This window comes from Rahnella contaminans, from assembly GCF_011065485.1.
GTDB lineage: Bacteria > Pseudomonadota > Gammaproteobacteria > Enterobacterales > Enterobacteriaceae > Rahnella > Rahnella contaminans.
In genome coordinates this window covers 462,897-483,102 of the sequence record NZ_JAADJS010000001.1, presented here as the reverse complement: position 1 = coordinate 483,102, position 20,206 = coordinate 462,897, and the positions used below count along the sequence as shown (strand labels likewise).

Here is a 20,206-nt window from a genome sequence, read left to right as displayed (position 1 = left end):
GGTATAACGATTCTCGCCATTACTTGCCTGAATCTGTTTTTTTCAGGATTTTTGGCGAATGGGAGAGAATGTTGCAAGGAGATGACAAAGAAAGGATAAACCGTGACACCGTGAGAGTACGGCGCCACGTTAGCGCAAACTCAGATCAGGCCCGCGTCTTTCAGTTCGCTTTTCAGATACGCGTAATAGATAGGTGCAGCGACCACACCGGGAATGCCAAATGCGGCTTCGAACACCAGCATCGCCAGCAACACTTCCCAGGATTTCGCCTTGATACGGCCGCCGACAATCCGCGCATTCAGGAAGTATTCCACTTTATGAATAATGATGAGATACGCCAGCACCAGCGCACCGACCCACAGTGACAGCGAAAGCCCGACGATAAAAATCAGCGTATTCGAAATCAGGTTCCCCACCACCGGCAGCAGACCACAGACAAACGTCACGACGACCAGCGTTTTCGCCAGCGGCAGATGAATACCGAACAGCGGCAAAATCCCGAACAGGAAAATGGCGGAAAGCACGGTATTAATCAGGGAAATCTGGAACTGCGCAAACACCACATTTCGGAAAGCGTCACTCAGTAAACGTACGCGCTGAAGCAGCTCTTTTTTCAGCGGCGCGTGGTGCTCGCCCTGCGTGTGATGCTGAAGTGAAATAATCGCGCCAAGGATCATCCCGATGAGCATGGTAACGAAAACGTGCGCGGCGTTTTTACCGAAGGTCTGGATCATCACGATATGTTCACGCAGCCATTGCAGGAAACTGCGCTGCAACTCTTCGATATTGGCCGGAAGGTAATGCAGGAGTACCGGCGACAAGCGGCTTTGCGCATCCGTCAGCAGCCGCGACACCATCGCGTTAAACGCCACCGGATTCTTCATATCCTCCATCAGGAAATCGGCCAGTCCGGCAACGGCAATAGTCAGGAAACTCACCACCACCGTGCTGATAAACGCCACCACCACCCAGCGCGCCCTTTCGCCGCTGATGATTTTCTGAAAATAAGGCGTCAGTCCGTTGACCAGTTCATACACCAAAAAACCGGCAATAAAACATGCCAGTAAATGAAGAGGAAGAACCAACAAGAGCCCGCCCATCACAATGAATACACTGAGCCAGCGAATCTGATTCGATCTCACTATTTGCATTGCCTGCATCCTTAATCCTTTGAGTACCGGTCATAACCCTGATGAATCACATCATAGCACCGAACGGCAGAGCACAATCCGCCACAAACTTAAACAGTTAACTAATTTTTGACAGTCCCGCAGGATCTTCTATTATCCCCGATGAACATTACATAAAGAAAATCTTAGAATCTGGTGAACAGTATGTCTGAATTACTCCGTGAAAAACTCGAACTTCCCAAAGGTCACGATAAGTTATTGCTGCACTCCTGCTGTGCGCCGTGTTCGGGAGAAGTGATGGAAGCCATTCAGGCGTCGGGGATCGACTACACGATTTTCTTCTACAATCCAAATATTCACCCGCAAAAAGAATATCTGCTGCGCAAAGAAGAAAATATGCGGTTTGCAGAGCAGCACGGCATTCCGTTTATCGATGCCGATTACGACACGGATAATTGGTTTGCGCGCGCAAAAGGCATGGAAAATGAACCTGAACGCGGCGTGCGCTGCACAATGTGTTTCGATATGCGTTTTGAACGCACGGCGTTGTACGCCTGGGAACATGGCTTTAGCGCAATGACCAGTTGTCTGGGTATTTCTCGCTGGAAGGACATGAAACAAATTACCGGCAGCGGCGAGCGCGCCGTCGCGCCTTATCCGGGCATGGTTTACTGGGATTACAACTGGCGTAAAAAAGGCGGCTCCTCGCGCATGATTGAAATCAGCAAACGTGAACGTTTTTACCAGCAGGAATATTGCGGCTGCGTTTACTCTTTGCGCGACAGCAACTTACACCGAAAATCCCAGGGGCGCGGGCTGATCAAACTCGGCGTCAAATATTACGGTGACGAAGACGACGAATAAACCCGGTTTATTCCTCCTCCTGCTTACCCGCTTTCTGTCGTTTGTTTTCATTATACCCGGCCAAATTGCCGGGTTAATTATTCTGATGTTCCCCGCCACGCCCCGTCAGATTCTCCGGAAATAAATCACCCGCCAGTGGTTTATTTTGTCCGATAACAAGGCCTCTGAATAATAGAATAATTTCCTATGACGCCCTTTTGCTTTGCATCTTGCGTTCACAGTTAACGCTTGTTACTTTCCGCCTCACGCATTTTTATGCTAATTAGCACTAACTTATTACACGCAGTAATTACCTGCGTATTTTTAACGCCGATATTCACCAAAAAAATAAAGCAAACACAACATTATTGAGGGACAAATCATGTGGGTTTTAATTGGCATTCCGATCGTCGTGCTGGGTTTTGCGCTGCGGTTCAATCCATTATTAGTGGTCACCGTGGCGGGTATTTCCACCGGCCTGGCGGGCGGTATGCAAACCGTCGAGATTATCAGTGCTTTCGGAAAAGCGTTCACCGATAACCGCTACATGGGCCTGATCTGGCTGACATTGCCGGTCATCGCCCTGCTCGAACGCAGCGGGCTGAAAGAACAGGCCAGACACCTGATTTCCAAAGTGCATGCGGCGACCACCGGCCGCGTGCTGATGTTGTACTTTTTCCTGCGCCAGATGACCGCCGCGCTGGGGCTGAACTCTCTGGGCGGACACGCGCAGATGGTGCGTCCGCTGATTGCGCCGATGGCCGAAGCCGCCGCTACCACCAAATACGGCGATTTGCCTAACGACGTGCGTCAGAAGATCCGCGCGCACGCTGCCGCTGCCGACAACGTCGCGGTGTTTTTTGGCGAGGATATCTTTATCGCCGTGCAGTCCATCCTGCTGATTAAAGGTTTTCTGGATCAGTACGGCATTAACGTCGAACCCCTGCACCTTTCCGTGTGGGCGATCCCAACCGCCATTGCGGCGCTGATTATCCACTTTATCCGGCTCTGGCTGCTCGACCGCTCGCTGGCAAAACGCTTTGATACCCAACACGGGAGTGCCGCGAAATGATCACTTTGCAAACCGTGTACATCCTTGCCGGGCTGATGTTCTGCACTTACGCCTTCTTTAACCTGCGCGATAAAAGCAATGCACGCCGTTATGTCAACGCGCTGTTCTGGGGCGTTTACGGCATCACTTTCCTGTTTGGCGGTGAGTTACCGCATTTCGTCACCGGCTGCATGGCCATTTTGCTGGCGGTCATTGCCGGAATCGGCAAGCTCGGCAAAGGTAAATCTGACAGCGAACAGCCGGAGCTGGTGGAAAAACGCGAAGCCGGTGCGAAGCGTTTCGGCAATAAGCTGTTTGTCCCTGCCCTGCTCATTCCGATTGTGACGCTGATTGGCACGCTGACGCTGAAATACACGCCGCTGGTGGAAGCCAAAAACGTCACGCTGATTTCGCTGGTGATCGGCACGCTGGTGGCGTTTATCGTCGCGCTGGTGATGCTGCGTGATTCGCCGGTAAAAGCCATTAAAGCGGGCGGTCAGACGATGGATACCGTCGGCTGGGCAGCCATTCTGCCACAGATGCTGGCCGCACTCGGCGCGCTGTTTGCGCTGGCAGGCGTCGGTGGCGTGGTGTCGGAGCTGGTCAAAAATATTATTCCGCTCGGTTCACCGCTGGCGATTGTAGTGGCGTATACCTTCGGCATGGCGTTGTTCACGATGATTATGGGCAACGGCTTTGCGGCATTCCCGGTGATGACTGCCGGTATCGGCCTGCCGCTTATCGTCAATCAGCTCGGCGGCAATCCGGCCATTATGGGCGCCATCGGCATGTTGTCCGGCTTCTGCGGCACGCTGATGACGCCGATGGCGGCCAACTTCAATATCGTGCCTGCGGCGTTGCTCGAATTGCAGGATAAAAACGGCGTGATCAAGGTGCAGTGGAAAACCGGCGTGTTACTGCTGCTGGTTAACACCGCGTTCATGTACCTGTTTGTGTTCCGCTTCTGATAAGGAAATGAGATGACGATGACAACTTCACTGACGCCGGAAATGGCGTCGCGCTTTGCCTCGCTGGCGCTGAATCATTTGACGCGTGAGTTTCCGAATAAACTGATGCACGCCATGAGCAGCGCCGCCGATGCGCAGACGCCACGCCAGCTGCACCCGATTTTTTACGGCAGCTACGACTGGCATTCCTGCGTCCACGGCTACTGGCTGTTATTACGTTTGCTGGATCGCTTCCCGGATTTACCGGAAGCCGGTGCGATTATTGCCGTGGTCAGCGCGCATTTCACCGACGAGAACGTAGCCGGCGAGATGGACTATCTGCGCCAGCCGCAGCACGCCGGATTTGAACGGCCTTACGGCTGGGCCTGGTTCCTGGCGCTGACGCAGCAGTTGAACGAAATGGCGTTGCCGCAGGCGGCGCAGTGGGCAAAAACGCTGGCACCGATGAGCCGGTTCTTTGAGAAAAGTTTTGCGAATTTCCTGCCGAAAGCCACCTATCCGCTGCGCGTCGGCAGCCACTTCAATACGGCCTTTGCGCTGGCACTGACGCTCGGTTATGCCCGCTGCGTGAAGCATCACAAACTGGCGGAACTGATTGAAGAAACGGCGCTGCGCTGGCATCTGGAAGATGTCCATTGTCAGGCGTGGGAACCGGGCGGCGATGAGTTTCTTTCGCCGTCGCTGATGGAAGCAGAACTGATGCGCCGCGTGCTACCGGGCGATGCGTTTGTGACATGGTTCGGGCGGTTCCTGCCGGACTTAGCGCACAGCCAGCCGGCGACGCTGTTCACACCGGCCACGGTCACCGACCGCAGCGACGGGAAAATCGGCCATCTTGACGGGCTGAACCTCAGCCGCGCCTGGTGCCAGCGTTCCCTTGCAGCGGCATTACCGGCAGGCGATCCGCGTGCGGCGCTGCTGCGTCAGACCGCAGAAGCGCATCTTCACAGCGCGCTGGATCACCTTGACAGCACCTATATGGGTGAGCACTGGCTGGCGACGTTTGCGCTTTTGGCACTCGAAGCCTGACGCCTTCATTTCACCCGTTCAGCGAATAATACCGCGCGCTGAACGGGTGAAAAATTCATTAAAATGGCGCAATAAAGGATATTCCTGACTGAGCCGTTCAATCTCCTGCTTCACCCCGTCGACCGCCGCCTGCTGGTGATACAGCAAATCGTACAAATGCCTGATCACCTTCTGCTGCATCACATCGCTGCCGAGATATGCTGCCGCCTGTTCATGAATGCCCTGCGGCACGGCGCGGTTGCCAGCGGCCAGCACGTAAGGCGGCACATCCTGCACCACGCAAGTACTTTGCAAAAGGCGTGCGCCCGCGCCAACAATACAGAACTGATGCACGGCGCACATGGCGTCGATCCGTGCTTCGTCGCCCAACGTGACGTGCCCCGCCAACCCGCTGTTTTCGCCGATAAACGTGTCGTTACCCACCTGGCAGTCATGCCCGATATGCACACCGCCGTCGAAAATATTCCGGTTACCAATCCGCGTGAACCCGCCGCCCTGCGCGGTGCCGCGGTGGATCGTTGCGTGACGGTCAATCCGGTTGTCGTCGCCGATTTCCAGCCCGGCGGCTTCCCCGGCATATTTCAGATCCTGACTGACTTCCCCGATTGAAGATTCCATTCCTATCATGTTGTTACGCCCGATGCGGGTGTTGCCGTTAATCACGACGTGGGAGGCAATGTGCGTCCCTTCACCGATGTGAACACCGGCGGAAATAAAGCAGAAAGGCCCGATAACCACCTGCGGGCCGATAACGACACCGGGTTCAATGATACTGCTGGCCGCAATGGAGGCCGAAGATGAAATCAACGCGTACATCCTTCTGATAGCTGAGGCGCTACCAGTAGTGAATTAAGCCTGTCGGGATTAATCAGGGAGGAAAGTCAAAATGAGCGGAGGAAACGCACCCAGAAAGGTTTAAACGAAGCGGTTGTTTTTTCGCCACATACTTCGCCATGCCGCACAGCATAAGGGTTTCAGGCCGCTAACCCTGCCTGTTATATTTTATTTATTTTCTGAACCTTTTCTATAAATGTAAACGGTAAGGAAAGGATCAGTATTTTGTTACAGCAGCATTAAGGCTTTCTTAAGCTTGCAGTTATATGATTCGCGCAAAATCATTTCTGCACGTTATGTTTCCATCACATTAACGCCCGCGACCTCAGCATGTTGGGAGTTTTCATTGCGCTATATATTGCCGAAGATCAGCTATTTCAAGCTGACTTTACTGTTGACACTGTATTTTACTTTTGTCGTTAATCTGCCGATTTTATTGCACTTTTACCGCATTCTTCATGCGTTGCCTGCCTACAATCTTTTGTTCGCGCTGACCATTCCGGTGGTGCTTTTTGCCGCGCTGAACTTTGTGTTCACGCCATTCACTTTCCGCCCGCTGCTTAAGCCTTTCTTTATCATTGTGCTGCCGGTCAGTGCGCTGGCCAGTTTCGCGATGATGACCTATCAGGTGGTGTTTGACCGCGGCATGATCGAAAACATTCTGGACACCCAGTCTGCGGAAGCGACGTCTTACCTGAATTTGAAAGTGGTGCTGTGGTTTGTCTTCACCGGCATCCTGCCCGCGATCCTGCTGTTTTTAACCCCCGTCACCTATGAAAAAACCGTGCTGCGCCGTCTGGGTGTACGTCTGGTGTCGATGGTGATTTCCCTGCTGGTGGTCGCGTCCATAGCCGGTGTGTTCTACAAAGATTACGCTTCCGTGGGCCGTAACAACCGCACGCTGAATCTGGAAATCGTGCCGACGAATTACCTGTACAGCGCCTTCCAGTACATGAATCACCGTTATTTCACGCCAAAAGTGCCGTTCCAGACGCTGGGTAACGACGCCAAACTGGTGCAGCAGCCGGGGCAGAAACCCAATCTGGTCTTCCTGGTCGTGGGTGAAACCGCGCGTGCGCAAAATCAGTCGTCGAACGGTTACGCCAAACCGACCAATCAGTACACGCAGGCAATCCCTGATGTGGTGTATTTCAACAAAATGACGTCCTGCGGGACGGCGACGGCAATTTCCGTTCCGTGCATGTTCTCGAATATGAAACGCACCCACTACGACGCCAACCGTGCGCGTAACAGCGAAGGATTGCTGGATATTCTGCATAAATCCGGGGTTTCTGTTTTCTGGAAAGACAACGACGAAGGCTGTAAAGGCGTGTGTGACCGCGTGCCGAACGTCATTATCGACACGAAAAAAGACGGCAAATATTGCGATGGCGATACCTGTTACGACATGGCGCTGATGCAAAATATCGACGACGACATCCGTCCGGACGGTAAAAATACGCTGATTGCGCTGCACCTGATTGGCAGCCACGGCCCGACGTATTACAAACGCTATCCGCCGGAATTCCGCAAATTCATGCCCGATTGCGAGCGCAGCGATATCGAAAACTGTTCGCAGGAACAGCTGGTGAATACCTACGATAACACCCTGCTGTATACCGATTATCTGGTATCTCAGGTGATTGAAAAGGCGAAGCAGTATCAGGATAAATACAACGTGGCGGTGATTTATCTTTCCGATCACGGTGAATCGCTGGGTGAAAACGGCCTGTATCTGCATGGTACGCCATACAGCGTGGCACCAGCCCAGCAGACGCATGTTCCGATGCTTTTCTGGCTGTCTGACGGCTACACCAAAGCGCAGGGCATCGATCTGCAATGCCTGAAGGCCAATGCGGCGAAAGACGAGGTGTCGCAGGATAATCTGTTCCACACCGTGCTCAGTGTCATGAATGTGCAGACTACGGAACGTGACCCGCAGCTGGATATTCTTGCAGCCTGCAAAGCCCCGCACGCCTGACCTTCGTTTTAACCTGAGGGTTTGCTGCCTGCTTCAGGGCAGCAAACCACATTCCGCCACAATGCTTTTTGCCAGCGCGCTGACGGTCTGATCAAACCGCTCCGACTCATTATCCAGCATCATATACAGCGCCGTTTGCCGCACCGTTCTGGCCGATAACGCCAGACGACTCAGTTGCCCGCTATCCAGCGCACTTTGCACACTTTCCAGCGGCAGCCAGCCGTATCCGACTCCCACCGCAATCGCCTCCATCGCTGCGCCAACGGTGGTAAATGTCCAGTTAGCAATCGTCCCGGAAGCGTGATTATCGGTGCGCGGCATAGGCCGGTCCGCGACGCTGATCAGCGGGAAGCGCGCCAGATCCTGCGCCGTCAGAGGAACGGGAAGTTGTAGCAACGCATGATCGCTTTTCGCTACCGGTACAAAATCGACATCCAGCAAAAAGCGCCCGTGGATTGCATTCTCCGGCGCCAGCGTGGTGATGTACAAATCCGCCGACCGCTCGTTAAGCTGTTCAATGCTTTCACCGCGCAGGATCTCCGTCAGATGGACGCGCGTATCGGGAAAAAGCTGCTGGAACACTTTCAGCGCACGAAACAGGCGATTTTTCGGAAACACGCTGTCCACCACCAGACTGAGTTCCGTGCGTACGCCGCCTTTCAAACCGGCGGCGCGATGCTCCAGTTGCAAAAACGCGGTGATCAGCGGGCTGGCCTGAACCAGCAACGCGCGCCCCTGTTCGGTCAGCACTGCCTTACGTCCGTGGATTTCCAGCAACGACAGCCCGAGGCGTTCCTGCAAACCACTCAGTGCGTAACTGACCGATGACTGGCTGCGGTTAAGCACCTGCGCCGCCTGAGCATAACTGCCCTGCTCGATAACCGTTTGTAAAACCACCCATTGTTCCAGCGTTGTACGCGGAAGTGCCATAAAGTTTTCCTTGCCGAATGCGTTTTTCAGCACATAACCGTTCTGATTTTCAGATGATTTACATCGAAAATCAGCGTTTTTACATCTGATTTATGAAGTGTAATCTTCTTCTCAACGAAACGAAACGTTTCATCCCAACACTGAGTTAAGGAGAATTACGATGAGCAGCTTCGATAAACATGACCTGAGCGGTTTTGTGGGCAAACACGTTGTTTACACTTACGACAACGGCTGGAACTACGAAATTTATGTGAAAAATGCCGAAACACTGGATTACCGTATTCACAGCGGCCTGGTCGGCAACCGTTGGGTGAAAAACCAGCGCGCTTATATCGTCCGCGTGGCGTCCGACGTCTACAAAATTTCATGGACAGAACCGACCGGCACCGACGTCAGCCTGATTGTGAATCTGGCCGACAACGTGTTCCACGGCACCATCTTCTTCCCGCGCTGGATCATGAACAATCCGGAAAAAACCGTCTGCTTCCAGAACGACCATATTCCGCTGATGAATTCTTACCGCGACGCTGGCCCGGCGTATCCGACCGAAGTGATCGACGAATTCGCCACCATCACTTTTGTACGTGACTGCGGTGCGGATAATGATACCGTCATCGACTGTGCCGCCAGTGAACTACCGGCCAACTTCCCGGATAACCTGCGTTAATTCATGTCATTAACACAATAAAAAAGCCGCAGCGCGTGATGTGCTGCGGCTTTTCTTTCTGCTGAGTTTCTTTAAATCAGCGCGCCAGCGTTTTCAGCAACGCGGCGTTGAATTTCTCCGGTTCTTCCATCTGCGGCGCGTGCCCTAATCCGGCAAACTCAATCAGCTTCGCGTGTGGGATCAGCTTCGCAGCCTGTTTACCCAGCACTTTGTAATTGCCGATTTTCGCTTTTACCGCAGGCGGCGCGATATCACTGCCAATCGCCGTGGTATCGGACGTCCCGATCATTAAGGTTGTCGGAACGCGGATATTTTTAAATTCGTAAAACACCGGCTGCGTGAAAATCATGTCGTAAATCAGCGCCGAGTTCCACGCCACCAGTTTATGCCCCGGCCCGTTATTCAACCCTGCCAGCATATCAACCCAGCGGTCATATTCCGGCTTCCACTTATTCACATAATAGGTTTTCAGCTCGTACTGTTTAATGCTGTCGGCCGAGGTTTTCAGCTCGCGGTCATACCACTGATCGACCGTGCGGTAAGGCACGCCTTTGGCTTTCCAGTCTTCCAGGCCGATCGGGTTAACCAGCACCAGTTTTGACACTTCCGGCGCAAACATCAGGCTGTATCGGGTCGCCAGCATCCCGCCGGTGGAATGCCCGACAATTACCGCTTTCTTAATATTGAGGCTTTTCAGCAGGTCATGCGTATTGTTCGCCAGCTGCTGGAAACTGTACTGATAATGCCCCGGCTTGGTGGAGGAACAGAACCCAATCTGATCGGGCGCAATCACGCGGTAACCTTTCACCGCCAGCGCGCGGATGGTATCGCCCCAGGTCGCGGCGCAGAAATTCTTGCCGTGCATCAGCACCACCGTCTGGCCATTTTTATGCCCGGTCGGCGCGACGTCGAGATAGCCCATTTGCAGCGGCGCACCCTGCGAGGTAAAGGAATATTGTTTGATCGGATAAGGGTAATCAAAACCCTGTAATTGCGGACCGTAGGAAGGCGCATCGGCCGCAAAAGCGGGCGCGGTGACACAAAGGGATAAAGCAGCAGTGCAAAAGAGCAATTTCAAACGGGAAAACATCGTTCAGTCCTATTGTCGTTTATCGGACAGGCGGCTTAAAGCCTTATGCTACAAACTTTAAGCCGCCAGTAAAACCCGATAAAACCGAAACAGCACGAACTGGTTTTAGTCTTTAGAGGCCAGAATACAGCGGTAAATCAGGCCGCCGGTCACACCGCCCACAATGGGCATCAGCCAGAACATCCACAGCTGATCCAACGCCCAGGTTCCCTGGAAAATCGCCACTGCGGTACTGCGCGCCGGGTTAACAGAGGTATTGGTCACCGGAATGCTGATCAGGTGTATGAGCGTCAGCGCAAGACCAATCGCGACCGGAGCAAAGCCCGCCGGTGCGCGTTTGTCGGTTGCGCCGTGGATAACGATCAGAAAGATAGCCGTCAGAACGCCTTCCGCCACCATCGCCGCCGCGAGACTGTAGCCGTCCGGTGAGTGTTCGCCGTAGCCGTTGGAAGCAAAACCGCTGGTCGTTGCGTCAAAACCAGCATGGCCGCTGGCGATAACGTATAACACCGCCGCTGCTGCAATCCCGCCAATCACCTGCGCGATGATGTAAGGCATCACGTCGCGGCCAGGAACGCGTCCGCCCGCGAATAATCCGAGCGTGACCGCCGGGTTAAAATGACCGCCGGAAATATGGCCGACGGCGAAAGCCATGGTCAGAACGGTCAGACCGAATGCCAGCGCCACGCCTGCAAAGCCAATCCCCAGGCCGGGAAAGCCCGCCGCGAAAATCGCACTACCACACCCACCAAATACCAAAACAAATGTGCCGATAAACTCGGCAGATAATTTCCTGAACATGACAAGATCCCTGTTAGAATAATCTGATAACTTCACCTTTAACCACACTAAATATCTTAATGTAAGGTGATCGGCGGGATAATACTCTTGGCAATTCGGAAAGACACTAATATTTGGAAACAGTGAAGCGTTCATGATTTACATCAAAGGCAGGTTAATTATCAGGGCGGCAAATATCTTAAAAGTGTGGTGTCACAGAGGATTGAGTCTTTATAGGTTATTATTAACCTAACGAAACTTCTCTCTGTGGCGCTCACTGGTGGAACTCCCTTTGGCCTTAAACTGGTTAAACCGACCGTATATCCGGATTTGCCTTTCCGTTCTGGCATTTTTCATTGTGGCTGCACTGGGTGTACTGGCCATTTCCTGGCAAACCTCACAGGGATTACGCCGCGATACCGCCGCCAGTCTGGCGCAATCTGTCCGCCTTGTGGACATGACGCTCAACAACGCCTCTACCGCTGCCGATTCCGTCCAGCATCTGGTCGGTCATGACTGCGATCAGGACGTCATTCAGGCCTTACGCTGGGAAGTCGCACGCGTGCCGAACGTCCGGACCGTCAACCTTTATCGCGGCGATACCATTTACTGCACCTCGCTGTTTGGTAAAAAGATAGACTACGTTTCCACCAACAAATACGCAGGCGAAACCTTACTCCTCATGAGCGGTAATCCTGTCACACCGGGCCATCCGCTGATTGCTTATCGTCGCAATATTAAGGGCAACGGCATACTGATTGGCGTGGATGGCTATTTCCTGCATAACATCCTTGAATTGCTCAGCACGCACGCTTACCTGATTCTGCAGGTCGGCGATCAGTGGATGGACAGCAAGGGCAAAATTCATCAGGGTGAAGGCTGGCCGGATGGAACAAAAATGGCGCTGGCGTCGGCGCGTTATCCCTACAACATGCGGCTGGTGATCCGTAACAGTGACCAGTGGCGATATGTGTTTGATTACGCGGCTGTCAGCCTGGTGTTGTTCCCGTTAGTCAGCATTTTCATCGCGTTGATGACTTACATGTTGCTTGGCCGCGTGGGTAGTCCGATCTCCACGCTGAAAGATGCGCTGGCGAAAAAGCAGTTTGTTCCGTTCCTGCAACCGGTGGTGGACGGCACAAATCACCGGCTTACCGGCGGCGAAGTGCTGATGCGCTGGCAGCATCCGCAATCGGGCCTGATCCCGCCGTATCAGTTCATTCCATTAGCCGAAGAGAGCGGGCTGATTGTGCCGATGACCCGCCTGATGATGGCGCAGGTGCGCGATCAGTTTGGGCCGATTGCCGCGCAGCTGCCGGATGATTTCCATTTCGGTTTCAACATCTGTGCCGGACATTTCAAAGACCTGACGCTGATCGAAGACTGCAAAGCGTTCCTGCATGCGTTCAAAGATAAACCGATCCGCCTGGTGCTGGAGCTGACCGAACGCGAGCTGATTGAATCGAGTGAAATCACCCACAGTCTGTTCAGTGCGCTGCGCAGAATGGGCGTGCTGATTGCCATGGACGATTTTGGTACCGGCCACTCCAGCCTGACGTACCTGCAAAAATTCCACATCGATATCCTCAAAATCGACCAGAGCTTTATTGGCCGCATCGGTACGGACGCGCTGGCCGGGCATATCGTGGATAACGTAATTGATCTGGCGAAGCGTTTGCAGATGATTATTGTGGCGGAAGGCATCGAGACTCAGGAGCAAATCGACTATCTGACGCCCTTCCACCTCGACTATTTTCAGGGTTATTTTTTCGGAAAGCCGGTGCCGGCAACAGAATTTATGGAAAAATGGCTGTAACGATAACAGGCTTATATTCTGCGACTAGAATAATAACGTGAGCTACGTCTTATAAGATGCGTGCGCTTTTTGCTAAAAATCCGCCGATGTGTAACATCCACACAGACTCAGCCCGGCAGAGCGGCTAACTTGTTGAAGTTACATGTATTGACGTAGTCAGTCAGTAAACTCTGCTGAAAATTCGAATGATCACTTTGCGAGCAAGATGATGATTAAGTGGCCGTGGAAAGCGAATGACCTGAAAATTGAAAAATCGGACGCGTGGAATGACGCTCTGAATATCCCGCTATTATCTTCCCTAAACGAGGAGGAGAAACAGCGGCTAATTCAGGTCGCCAGTCAGCTGCTGACGCAAAAGCGGCTGGTTCCGTTGCAGGGCGTCGAACTGACAGAACAGATGCAGGCGCGCATCGCCTTACTGTTTGCCCTTCCGGTGATGGAACTGGGCGCATCGTGGCTCGATGGTTTTCATGAGATTCTGCTTTACCCTTCCCCTTTCGTCGTCGATTCCCCGTGGCAGGATGAAAACGGGCTGGTTCACGCCGGTTCGCAAATCCACGCCGGACAAAGCTGGGATCAGGGTCCGATTGTGCTGAACTGGCAGGACATCGAAGATTCGTTCGACAACTCCGGTTTCAATCTGGTGATCCACGAAGCGGCGCATAAGCTCGATATGCGCAACGGCGGCGAAGTCAGCGGGATCCCGCCAATCCCGCTGCGGGAAGTGGTCGCGTGGGAACATGATTTGCAGGCCGCCATGCAAAATCTGCAAGATGAAATCGACACCGTCGGCGAAGAAGCCGCCAGCATGGATGCCTACGCCGCGACCGATCCGGCAGAATGCTTTGCGGTATTATCGGAATACTTTTTTAGTGCGCCAGAACTGCTTTCAGAACGTTTTCCGCTGGTATACGGTCATTTTGCCCGTTTTTATCAGCAGGACCCGCTGGCAAGGCAACTTCGCGGCCAGCGCTGCGATTGTTAACACGCGTGATACACGGCGATTTTCAGTGGAAAAGTCCTGTTTTATCGCCGCATTGATTAGTTGCTGAGCAGTCGGAAGGTTTTCGTGATTTTAGCGTTGACACTCCGCGCCCCTCTGGATAACATGCGCCCCGTTCACACGATTCCTCTGTAGTTCAGTCGGTAGAACGGCGGACTGTTAATCCGTATGTCACTGGTTCGAGTCCAGTCAGAGGAGCCAAATTTAGAAAAGCCCGCTTAAGGAAACTTAAGCGGGCTTTTTGGTTTTGTGGAAACAGGTTGCCGTAATGACTGGCGGCATACGCCGGAAGATCAGCACGCTAAACCGGTGCCGGCAGAACATCCAAGCGCGTTGTAAATCTCAACGATCACCTGCCTCGTTGCGTCTTCAATCGTTCCTTCATTACGGCATAAAACCCAGCCCTGACCAGCCATTTCCCGCTCGAACGCTTGAGTACAAGCGACATGTTCTTCCAGTTTATGAATCACCGTACTACTCAGCCCGCGCGTCCGCGCCGCGGCTCTCGCCCATGAAATATCCGGCGCAGTAACAACCCCGACATGCAGGTCTGGCGTTCTCACATTTCGTTCAATATTAAGCTGCAAAACCTCTGCGAATGGCACCATCCTGCGAAACGCGGCATCCGACGGGTACCAGCGATCCATCAAGATAATGCTGTCCGGTGGCTGTTTAGTCAGCACTTTCCGGGAAATCCATGCACGACTATCCGCAAAGCGCGCACAAACCTCCAATTCTAAATCCAGGGAGGGATTTCTTGCGAGCCGGTTAACGAGAGCCATTGTTTCCCCCCTGAAGGGATCACTTTTTTTCTCGCAAAGTCGGATTACCTTCTTGTTGTCTGCCCTGAGTACTTTCGTAATGGCTTCCAGCAGAGTGGTTTTACCGGTTCCCTTAGGCCCGTCCAGAGAAACAAACAGTTGTCGTTTCATGCTTGTGAAGACGATTGATATACGGTTTTTTTAAAACCTGAATCTGGCAAAAACATCTTATTTCCTTCATATAAATAGCGGGCCACCCTGTCGTTCATCAGCGATGAAGCAGATAAAGGGATTGTAGTGGTTTACTGAATTTGGCCACCTGAACAGAGGTGATATGCTCACCCCAGAACAACACAGGTGCTCCAATGAAAAGAAGAAATTTAGTCCTGAATTCAAACGCGCATCCTCTCAGTAGGTTGTCGACCAAAATTACACCGTCTTTGACGCTGCTGAGGGCTATGAAAGTTGGCCTTTCCACGATGACGAAATGGGTCAAACAACTGCGTGCTGAGCGTTAGGGTAAAACACCAAAATCTTCCCCGATAACTCCGGAATAAATCAAGATATGTGAGCCAAAGAAACTACATCGCATTAATAGTAAACAAAATATTAAACATGCTGATGATTGCAATCGATTTGAGCCGTTTGTCTGTCTCAGCACAAACGAATGAATACCCGCCCCTCCGCAAATACCCCAGCAGACCGATGGGGGAAATATCAACCCCCGGTCACAGTGATGAGCATGACAGGAAGCAACACAAGGCGTGTCAGCCCACCTCCTCGCTCAGTTTCTCACGCATAAATTCAATAAACACCTGAGTTTTCGCGGGTAGCAGCCGTGTTTCAGTCAGAGCATAAATCGTGACCGCGTCCGCCTTCCATTCAGGCAATATCCGGGTCAATTTATTGTCCGCAACGTCTTCACCGACAATTTTGTCAGGTAAAATCGCAATGCCTGATCCCATTGAGGCAAAACGACGCATCATACCAATGCTGTTCATCTGAAAGCGTCCGGAAATTCTAAGGCTAATCCGGCTTTCTTCGCGATGTAAGTGCCAGTAACCGGGCTTATCCTGCCGCATACCAATACATTCATGATCCGTCAGCTCATCTGGGTTACCCGGATTGCCATTCTGAACTAAATAGTCGGGGGACGCGTAAAGACTGCGCGAAAGCGACCCGAGCTTGCGCGCAATAAGTCCGGAATCGGGCAGACTCCCCATGCGAACAGCCAGATCATAGGGCTCCGATACCAAATCAACGTTTCTCGGCGTTAAGTCGAAATCGAAGCTGATACCAGGATAACAGTCTGAAAATTCTTTAATAAAGGGAGCAAGAATAATCACCGCAAAATCGGCCGGTAAAGAGACCCGCAGCATGCCCTGTGGCTGAGCCAGGAGAGAACCCAACTGTTCATGCGCCAGACGCGCTTCATCAATGATACGCCGGCTTCGTTCGTAATAAATCTGACCGGCTTCGGTCAGTTCAATCTTACGTGTCGTCCTGTGTAACAGCCTCAGGCCGATAAATTTTTCAAGCTCGTTTATTTTACGGGACAGCGTGGAATTAGGCATGCCGAGCGCCTCAGCAGCACCACGAAAACTGTGTGCTTTGACGACCTCGACAAAGTAAGACATATGGTTAAGTAGTTCCATGTTAATTGTGCCAATGATGGAATATTCAATTCTGATATTAGCTATTTATACCAAAAAGTAACAGGCTATACTTTAATCATTCGCAGGAGAAATGAATAAAACCCTGCCTTGATTCTGATAAAAGTTTCTATTTATCAGGTATTTAACCATAACTTACAGGATAGATATCATGAGCTTTGAAAAATTCACCGCTGAAAACGCTGCCATGCTGTTAATTGACCATCAGGTCGGCACTATGGGCTGGGCAAAATCCATGCCTTTTGAAGAGTTAAAACGTAATGCGCTGATGCTGGCCAAATCTGCTGCAATTCTGAATATGCCGGTGGTGCTGACCTCAAGCATGGAAGAGTATGCCCAGGGGCCGCTGGTTGAAGAACTGAAAACCATTCTGCCGGAAGAGTTTGAAGCACGAATCAAGCGCCTGGGCATCGTTAACGCCATGGACGATGAGAACTTTGCCGCCGCGGTTAAAGCCACCGGCAGAAAGAAACTGATTATTGCGGGTGTAACCAATGACGTCTGTACGGTATACCCGGCACTGACACTGGTTGCAGCAGGCTTTGACGTGCAGGTCGTTGCTGACGCCGGTGCCTCGCCAACCAAAATGGCTGATGACATTGCGCTGCGCCGCATGGACAAAAATGGCATTACGCTCACCACAACCAACCAGCTGATTGCTGAGCTGGCAGGAAGCTGGGCAACACCTCAGGGCGAGAAACTGGTGCAGGTATTGATGGAGTCCTTCCAGTAATGAATGAGCCAGCAGGCTCGTGCGGAAGCGATTTTACGCCTTCCGTGTGAGTCTGCCCTCCCGGACAGGAGAGTAACGACAATGTTTAAAATTGAAAACAGCAGTAAACATCAACATGGTTCTGGCGGTTTCGGCATCGATATCCTCTGGCCGGGTATGGTGCAGAATTCATACGACAGCGGTATTGGTGCAATTGGTCGTATTGACCAGGCGAACGTAAAAGCGGGAACGGTAATTCCAATGCATCCTCATAAGGATGATGAAATTCTCACTTACATGCGTAAAGGCAGAATGCTGCATCTGGACACGGTCGGTAATGAGGAAGAGATTACTGATACCCGACTGATGCTCATGAACGCCGGACATACCTTCCAGCATGAGGAACGCATTCTGGGTGAAAAAGGTGAATCAATGCAATGTCTGCAGATTTTCATTCGCCCCTCAGAAACCAACCTGACACCTCAGGTGCAGTTTCATGATTTCGGCACGCCTTACAGTGACAATAACTGGCGGCTGATTGCCGGCCCTGAAAATGCGCCGTTAACTTTTCGTTCTCAGACGTGGATACAGGACACACGACTTGCTGGCGGTGGTGAGCTGACGCTACCGGCGGTTCCGAACGATAGCGTAGTGCGCCTGTTATATGTATTTGAGGGCGCGGCCCGAATTGGTGAAACTGCCCTTAGTACGGGTGAAAGCATCCTTATCGAAGACAACGAAGTTCACACTCTCACCGCGATGGAAACCACTGATATGGTACTTTTCACTACTGACCCGGCTGCAAAAGTGTTTCGTGGCGGTATGTTCAGTGGAAACATGCGCCCGCGCCTGTAAGAGTATTTCTAAAATATTACGGGCTGAACAGTATTCTTTCCAATTACCGGAGAAATACAATATTTTAATTTTTCAAAAAACACGCCGGATGTTTTATCACCCTTTTATCGGGAATGTTTTTATATTAATTCGACATTATAAATCAAGTATCTTTGAATTTATTTATATATTTTGTCTGCACGCTGAATATCTACATTATTGTTGCTCTTTATTAACACAGCCTATTTTAACGACATGTTTTATTATTAGGCCACAGGAAATTAAAAATGGATAAATTATTTACATCATTCAAACTCGGGCAATATACATTGAACAACCGTCTGGTGATGGCCCCAATGACCCGCAGCCGTGCTGAATATGACGGCACACCGGCTGACCTTGCGGTTGAATACTATTCACAGCGCGCCGGGGTGGGGCTGATCGTTGCAGAAGGGACGCAGCCCAGCGATGACGGGCAGGGTTACTTAATGACTCCCGGTATTTACACCGAAGCACACGTGGCCGGCTGGAAAAAAATCACCTCAGCCGTTCACAATAAGGGCGGCCATCTATTCATCCAGCTTATGCATACGGGCCGCATGAATCATCCTGACAATACGCCACACCATCGTCAGGGTGTGGCGCCTTCAGCCATTGCTCCCGGCGTACAGATGTTTACTGCAAGCGGAATGCAGGATATTCCGGTGCCTCGCGAACTGACAACGGAAGAAATCCACAACACAGTTGCTGATTTTCGCTATGCGGCACGGCGTGCTGTTGAGGCCGGTGCTGACGGCGTGGAGATCCACGGCGCTAATGCCTATCTGATACATCAGTTTTTAGCACCGAGCGCCAACCAGCGCTGCGATGAATATGGCGGCTCCATAGAGAACCGTGCCCGTTTTGCGCTGGAGGTTGCGGCAGCCATTGCAGGTGAGATTGGTGCGGACAAAACCGCGATCCGTCTTTCCCCGGGCAGTCAGATTTGGGGTATTAATGAAGGTGAAGAAGGTCCGGCGCTTTATCGTTACCTGGTTGCTGAACTGAATAAGCTAGGACTGAGTTACCTGCACATTATGCATATGGGCAATGAGGTACTGCTGGGTGAGCTGCGGGCATTATGGACGCAGCCGCTGATATTGAATCGCCCTGGGAAAAGCAGAGAAAACATCGGTGATGATCTCCAGTCCGGACTTGCCGAACTGGAATCTTACGGCCAGATGATTCTGGCTAACCCGGATTTCACCTGCCGTATTAAAACAGGGGCCGAAATGAACAGTGCAGATCCGGCGACCTACTATGGCGGCGGCGTCGAAGGTTACACTGATTATCCTGTAATGCAGTAATTTATTATGCCAATAAAGAGGATAAACGTTTAGGTATATCCTCTTTTATTTTCATCGCCCTACCATACCTAAACCCCAGTTTAGAATGTTTCCAATTAATCATGCCCTGCCCTTAACCAATACGTTACTTAATATGTTGACGGTTTGAGCTATTGCTGACGACCGTTTTTGGCAAGGAGAGAATAGACTAACTTAACCAAGGTCTGCATTGAATGAAGAACGGAAATTATTCACATCGTTTGCATAATTGCCTAAGAGATTAACGCCCCTTTTTGGGTTTAGACATGTCGGTTTAGCAATCTTGCTCTGGCTAATTAGGACAAAGCCCTGTCGGGGCTTTTATCGGGCCACAATCACCAAAGTCATACACTTTGTATCCCTTTTGATTCATGCAGCTCAGAATGTGATTACGCCTGGCATCAAAACGCTCCATTGTCTCTCCGGGCTCTATGCGATTCAAGCTCCAGTGACCTCCATCAAGGTTTGCCTTGGGGTTAACACCACAGCTATACAGATCGGCTTTACGCTGCGCAACATTGGTTAAGCCAGAAGCCTCCGGTTTCTGAAATACCTGGACCCAGGGAACATAATCGTAATTAGAGGAGTCCATATCGGCAACCACACACCCTGTTAACACCACTACACTCGCTAAAACCATCTTTTTGATCTTCAAAATGTTCCCTCAGATAAAGTGACCACCGGATATCAAGTAAACACGATGTTCAACCAGCAGGCAACTTCAGCTCCTGGCACTCAGC

Annotated in this window: 19 protein-coding genes, 1 tRNA gene and 1 pseudogene; 13 read left to right on the top strand and 8 right to left on the bottom strand. The window is 51.7% G+C overall.

Annotated features, from left to right (window positions below):
• Positions 1-140: 140 nt before the first annotated feature.
• Positions 141-1,151: an AI-2E family transporter gene (locus GW579_RS02245; protein WP_152326030.1), complete on the bottom strand. Its 1,011-nt coding sequence runs from the start codon at positions 1,149-1,151 to the stop codon at positions 141-143.
• A gap of 183 nt (positions 1,152-1,334) precedes the next feature.
• On the opposite strand from GW579_RS02245, the gene GW579_RS02240 reads away from it, so the two are divergent.
• The 4 genes from GW579_RS02240 (at position 1,335) to GW579_RS02225 (ending at position 5,021) form a co-directional block, all read left to right on the top strand.
• Complete coding sequence (locus GW579_RS02240) at positions 1,335-1,994, top strand: epoxyqueuosine reductase QueH (RefSeq protein WP_152326029.1); 660 nt, start codon at positions 1,335-1,337, stop codon at positions 1,992-1,994.
• A 361-nt stretch (positions 1,995-2,355) separates the two neighbouring features.
• The gene (locus tag GW579_RS02235; protein ID WP_152326028.1) at positions 2,356-3,045 is read left to right on the top strand and encodes a DUF969 domain-containing protein; all 690 of its coding nucleotides are present in this window, start codon (positions 2,356-2,358) and stop codon (positions 3,043-3,045) included.
• Entirely contained in the window at positions 3,042-3,992 is a 951-nt protein-coding gene (locus GW579_RS02230) for a DUF979 domain-containing protein (RefSeq protein WP_165057265.1), read from the top strand. The genes GW579_RS02235 and GW579_RS02230 overlap by 4 nt, the downstream gene beginning before the upstream one ends.
• 12 nt (positions 3,993-4,004) lie before the next feature.
• Complete coding sequence (locus GW579_RS02225) at positions 4,005-5,021, top strand: DUF2891 domain-containing protein (RefSeq protein WP_206738747.1); 1,017 nt, start codon at positions 4,005-4,007, stop codon at positions 5,019-5,021.
• 18 nt (positions 5,022-5,039) lie between these two features.
• On the opposite strand, the gene lpxA is transcribed toward GW579_RS02225, so the two are convergent.
• Positions 5,040-5,828 (bottom strand): acyl-ACP--UDP-N-acetylglucosamine O-acyltransferase, encoded by a 789-nt coding sequence (gene lpxA, locus GW579_RS02220; RefSeq protein ID WP_235937306.1) that lies wholly within the window; start codon positions 5,826-5,828, stop codon positions 5,040-5,042.
• 373 nt (positions 5,829-6,201) lie between these two features.
• Between lpxA and GW579_RS02215 the strand changes: the two genes are divergently transcribed.
• Entirely contained in the window at positions 6,202-7,836 is a 1,635-nt protein-coding gene (locus GW579_RS02215) for a phosphoethanolamine transferase (protein ID WP_165057261.1), read from the top strand.
• A 33-nt stretch (positions 7,837-7,869) separates the two neighbouring features.
• Here the strand turns inward: GW579_RS02215 and GW579_RS02210 are convergent, their stop codons facing one another.
• The gene (locus tag GW579_RS02210) at positions 7,870-8,766 is read right to left on the bottom strand and encodes a LysR family transcriptional regulator (protein WP_165057259.1); all 897 of its coding nucleotides are present in this window, start codon (positions 8,764-8,766) and stop codon (positions 7,870-7,872) included.
• A 160-nt stretch (positions 8,767-8,926) separates the two neighbouring features.
• Here GW579_RS02210 and GW579_RS02205 point away from each other — a divergent pair, with 160 nt between their 5' ends.
• Positions 8,927-9,433 (top strand): phenolic acid decarboxylase, encoded by a 507-nt coding sequence (locus GW579_RS02205; RefSeq protein WP_165057257.1) that lies wholly within the window; start codon positions 8,927-8,929, stop codon positions 9,431-9,433.
• A 76-nt stretch (positions 9,434-9,509) separates the two neighbouring features.
• On the opposite strand, the gene GW579_RS02200 is transcribed toward GW579_RS02205, so the two are convergent.
• Both GW579_RS02200 and aqpZ read right to left on the bottom strand, forming a co-directional pair.
• On the bottom strand, positions 9,510-10,523 hold the full coding sequence (locus tag GW579_RS02200) for an alpha/beta fold hydrolase (protein WP_152326022.1): 1,014 nt from the start codon (positions 10,521-10,523) through the stop codon (positions 9,510-9,512).
• A 105-nt stretch (positions 10,524-10,628) separates the two neighbouring features.
• A complete protein-coding gene (gene aqpZ / locus GW579_RS02195) occupies positions 10,629-11,324 on the bottom strand; it encodes an aquaporin Z (protein WP_152326021.1) in 696 nt (231 codons plus the stop codon).
• A gap of 259 nt (positions 11,325-11,583) precedes the next feature.
• On the opposite strand from aqpZ, the gene GW579_RS02190 reads away from it, so the two are divergent.
• The 3 genes from GW579_RS02190 to GW579_RS02180 all read left to right on the top strand — a co-directional run bounded on the left by GW579_RS02190 (position 11,584) and on the right by GW579_RS02180 (position 14,323).
• Positions 11,584-13,119, top strand: a complete 1,536-nt coding sequence (locus GW579_RS02190; RefSeq protein ID WP_338105830.1) for an EAL domain-containing protein — start codon at positions 11,584-11,586, stop codon at positions 13,117-13,119.
• Between the two features lie 208 nt (positions 13,120-13,327).
• Entirely contained in the window at positions 13,328-14,104 is a 777-nt protein-coding gene (gene mtfA / locus GW579_RS02185; protein ID WP_152326358.1) for a DgsA anti-repressor MtfA, read from the top strand.
• Between the two features lie 143 nt (positions 14,105-14,247).
• Positions 14,248-14,323 (top strand) — tRNA-Asn (locus tag GW579_RS02180).
• A 92-nt stretch (positions 14,324-14,415) separates the two neighbouring features.
• On the opposite strand, the gene GW579_RS02175 is transcribed toward GW579_RS02180, so the two are convergent.
• The gene (locus GW579_RS02175; protein ID WP_165057255.1) at positions 14,416-15,054 is read right to left on the bottom strand and encodes a dTMP kinase; all 639 of its coding nucleotides are present in this window, start codon (positions 15,052-15,054) and stop codon (positions 14,416-14,418) included.
• A 163-nt stretch (positions 15,055-15,217) separates the two neighbouring features.
• Between GW579_RS02175 and GW579_RS02170 the strand changes: the two are divergent.
• Positions 15,218-15,437: pseudogene (locus tag GW579_RS02170) on the top strand (transposase); the annotation flags it as partial.
• A 213-nt stretch (positions 15,438-15,650) separates the two neighbouring features.
• Here GW579_RS02170 and GW579_RS02160 read toward each other — a convergent pair.
• Entirely contained in the window at positions 15,651-16,520 is an 870-nt protein-coding gene (locus tag GW579_RS02160) for a LysR family transcriptional regulator (RefSeq protein WP_206738746.1), read from the bottom strand.
• A 187-nt stretch (positions 16,521-16,707) separates the two neighbouring features.
• Between GW579_RS02160 and GW579_RS02155 the strand changes: the two genes are divergently transcribed.
• The 3 genes from GW579_RS02155 to GW579_RS02145 all read left to right on the top strand — a co-directional run bounded on the left by GW579_RS02155 (position 16,708) and on the right by GW579_RS02145 (position 19,448).
• Entirely contained in the window at positions 16,708-17,289 is a 582-nt protein-coding gene (locus tag GW579_RS02155; protein ID WP_165057251.1) for an isochorismatase family protein, read from the top strand.
• An 81-nt stretch (positions 17,290-17,370) separates the two neighbouring features.
• On the top strand, positions 17,371-18,123 hold the full coding sequence (locus GW579_RS02150; RefSeq protein WP_165057249.1) for a pirin family protein: 753 nt from the start codon (positions 17,371-17,373) through the stop codon (positions 18,121-18,123).
• A gap of 266 nt (positions 18,124-18,389) precedes the next feature.
• Positions 18,390-19,448, top strand: a complete 1,059-nt coding sequence (locus tag GW579_RS02145; RefSeq protein ID WP_165057247.1) for an alkene reductase — start codon at positions 18,390-18,392, stop codon at positions 19,446-19,448.
• A 310-nt stretch (positions 19,449-19,758) separates the two neighbouring features.
• Here the strand turns inward: GW579_RS02145 and GW579_RS02140 are convergent, their stop codons facing one another.
• Positions 19,759-20,121 (bottom strand): hypothetical protein, encoded by a 363-nt coding sequence (locus GW579_RS02140; protein ID WP_235937305.1) that lies wholly within the window; start codon positions 20,119-20,121, stop codon positions 19,759-19,761.
• Between the last annotated feature and the right edge of the window lie 85 nt (positions 20,122-20,206).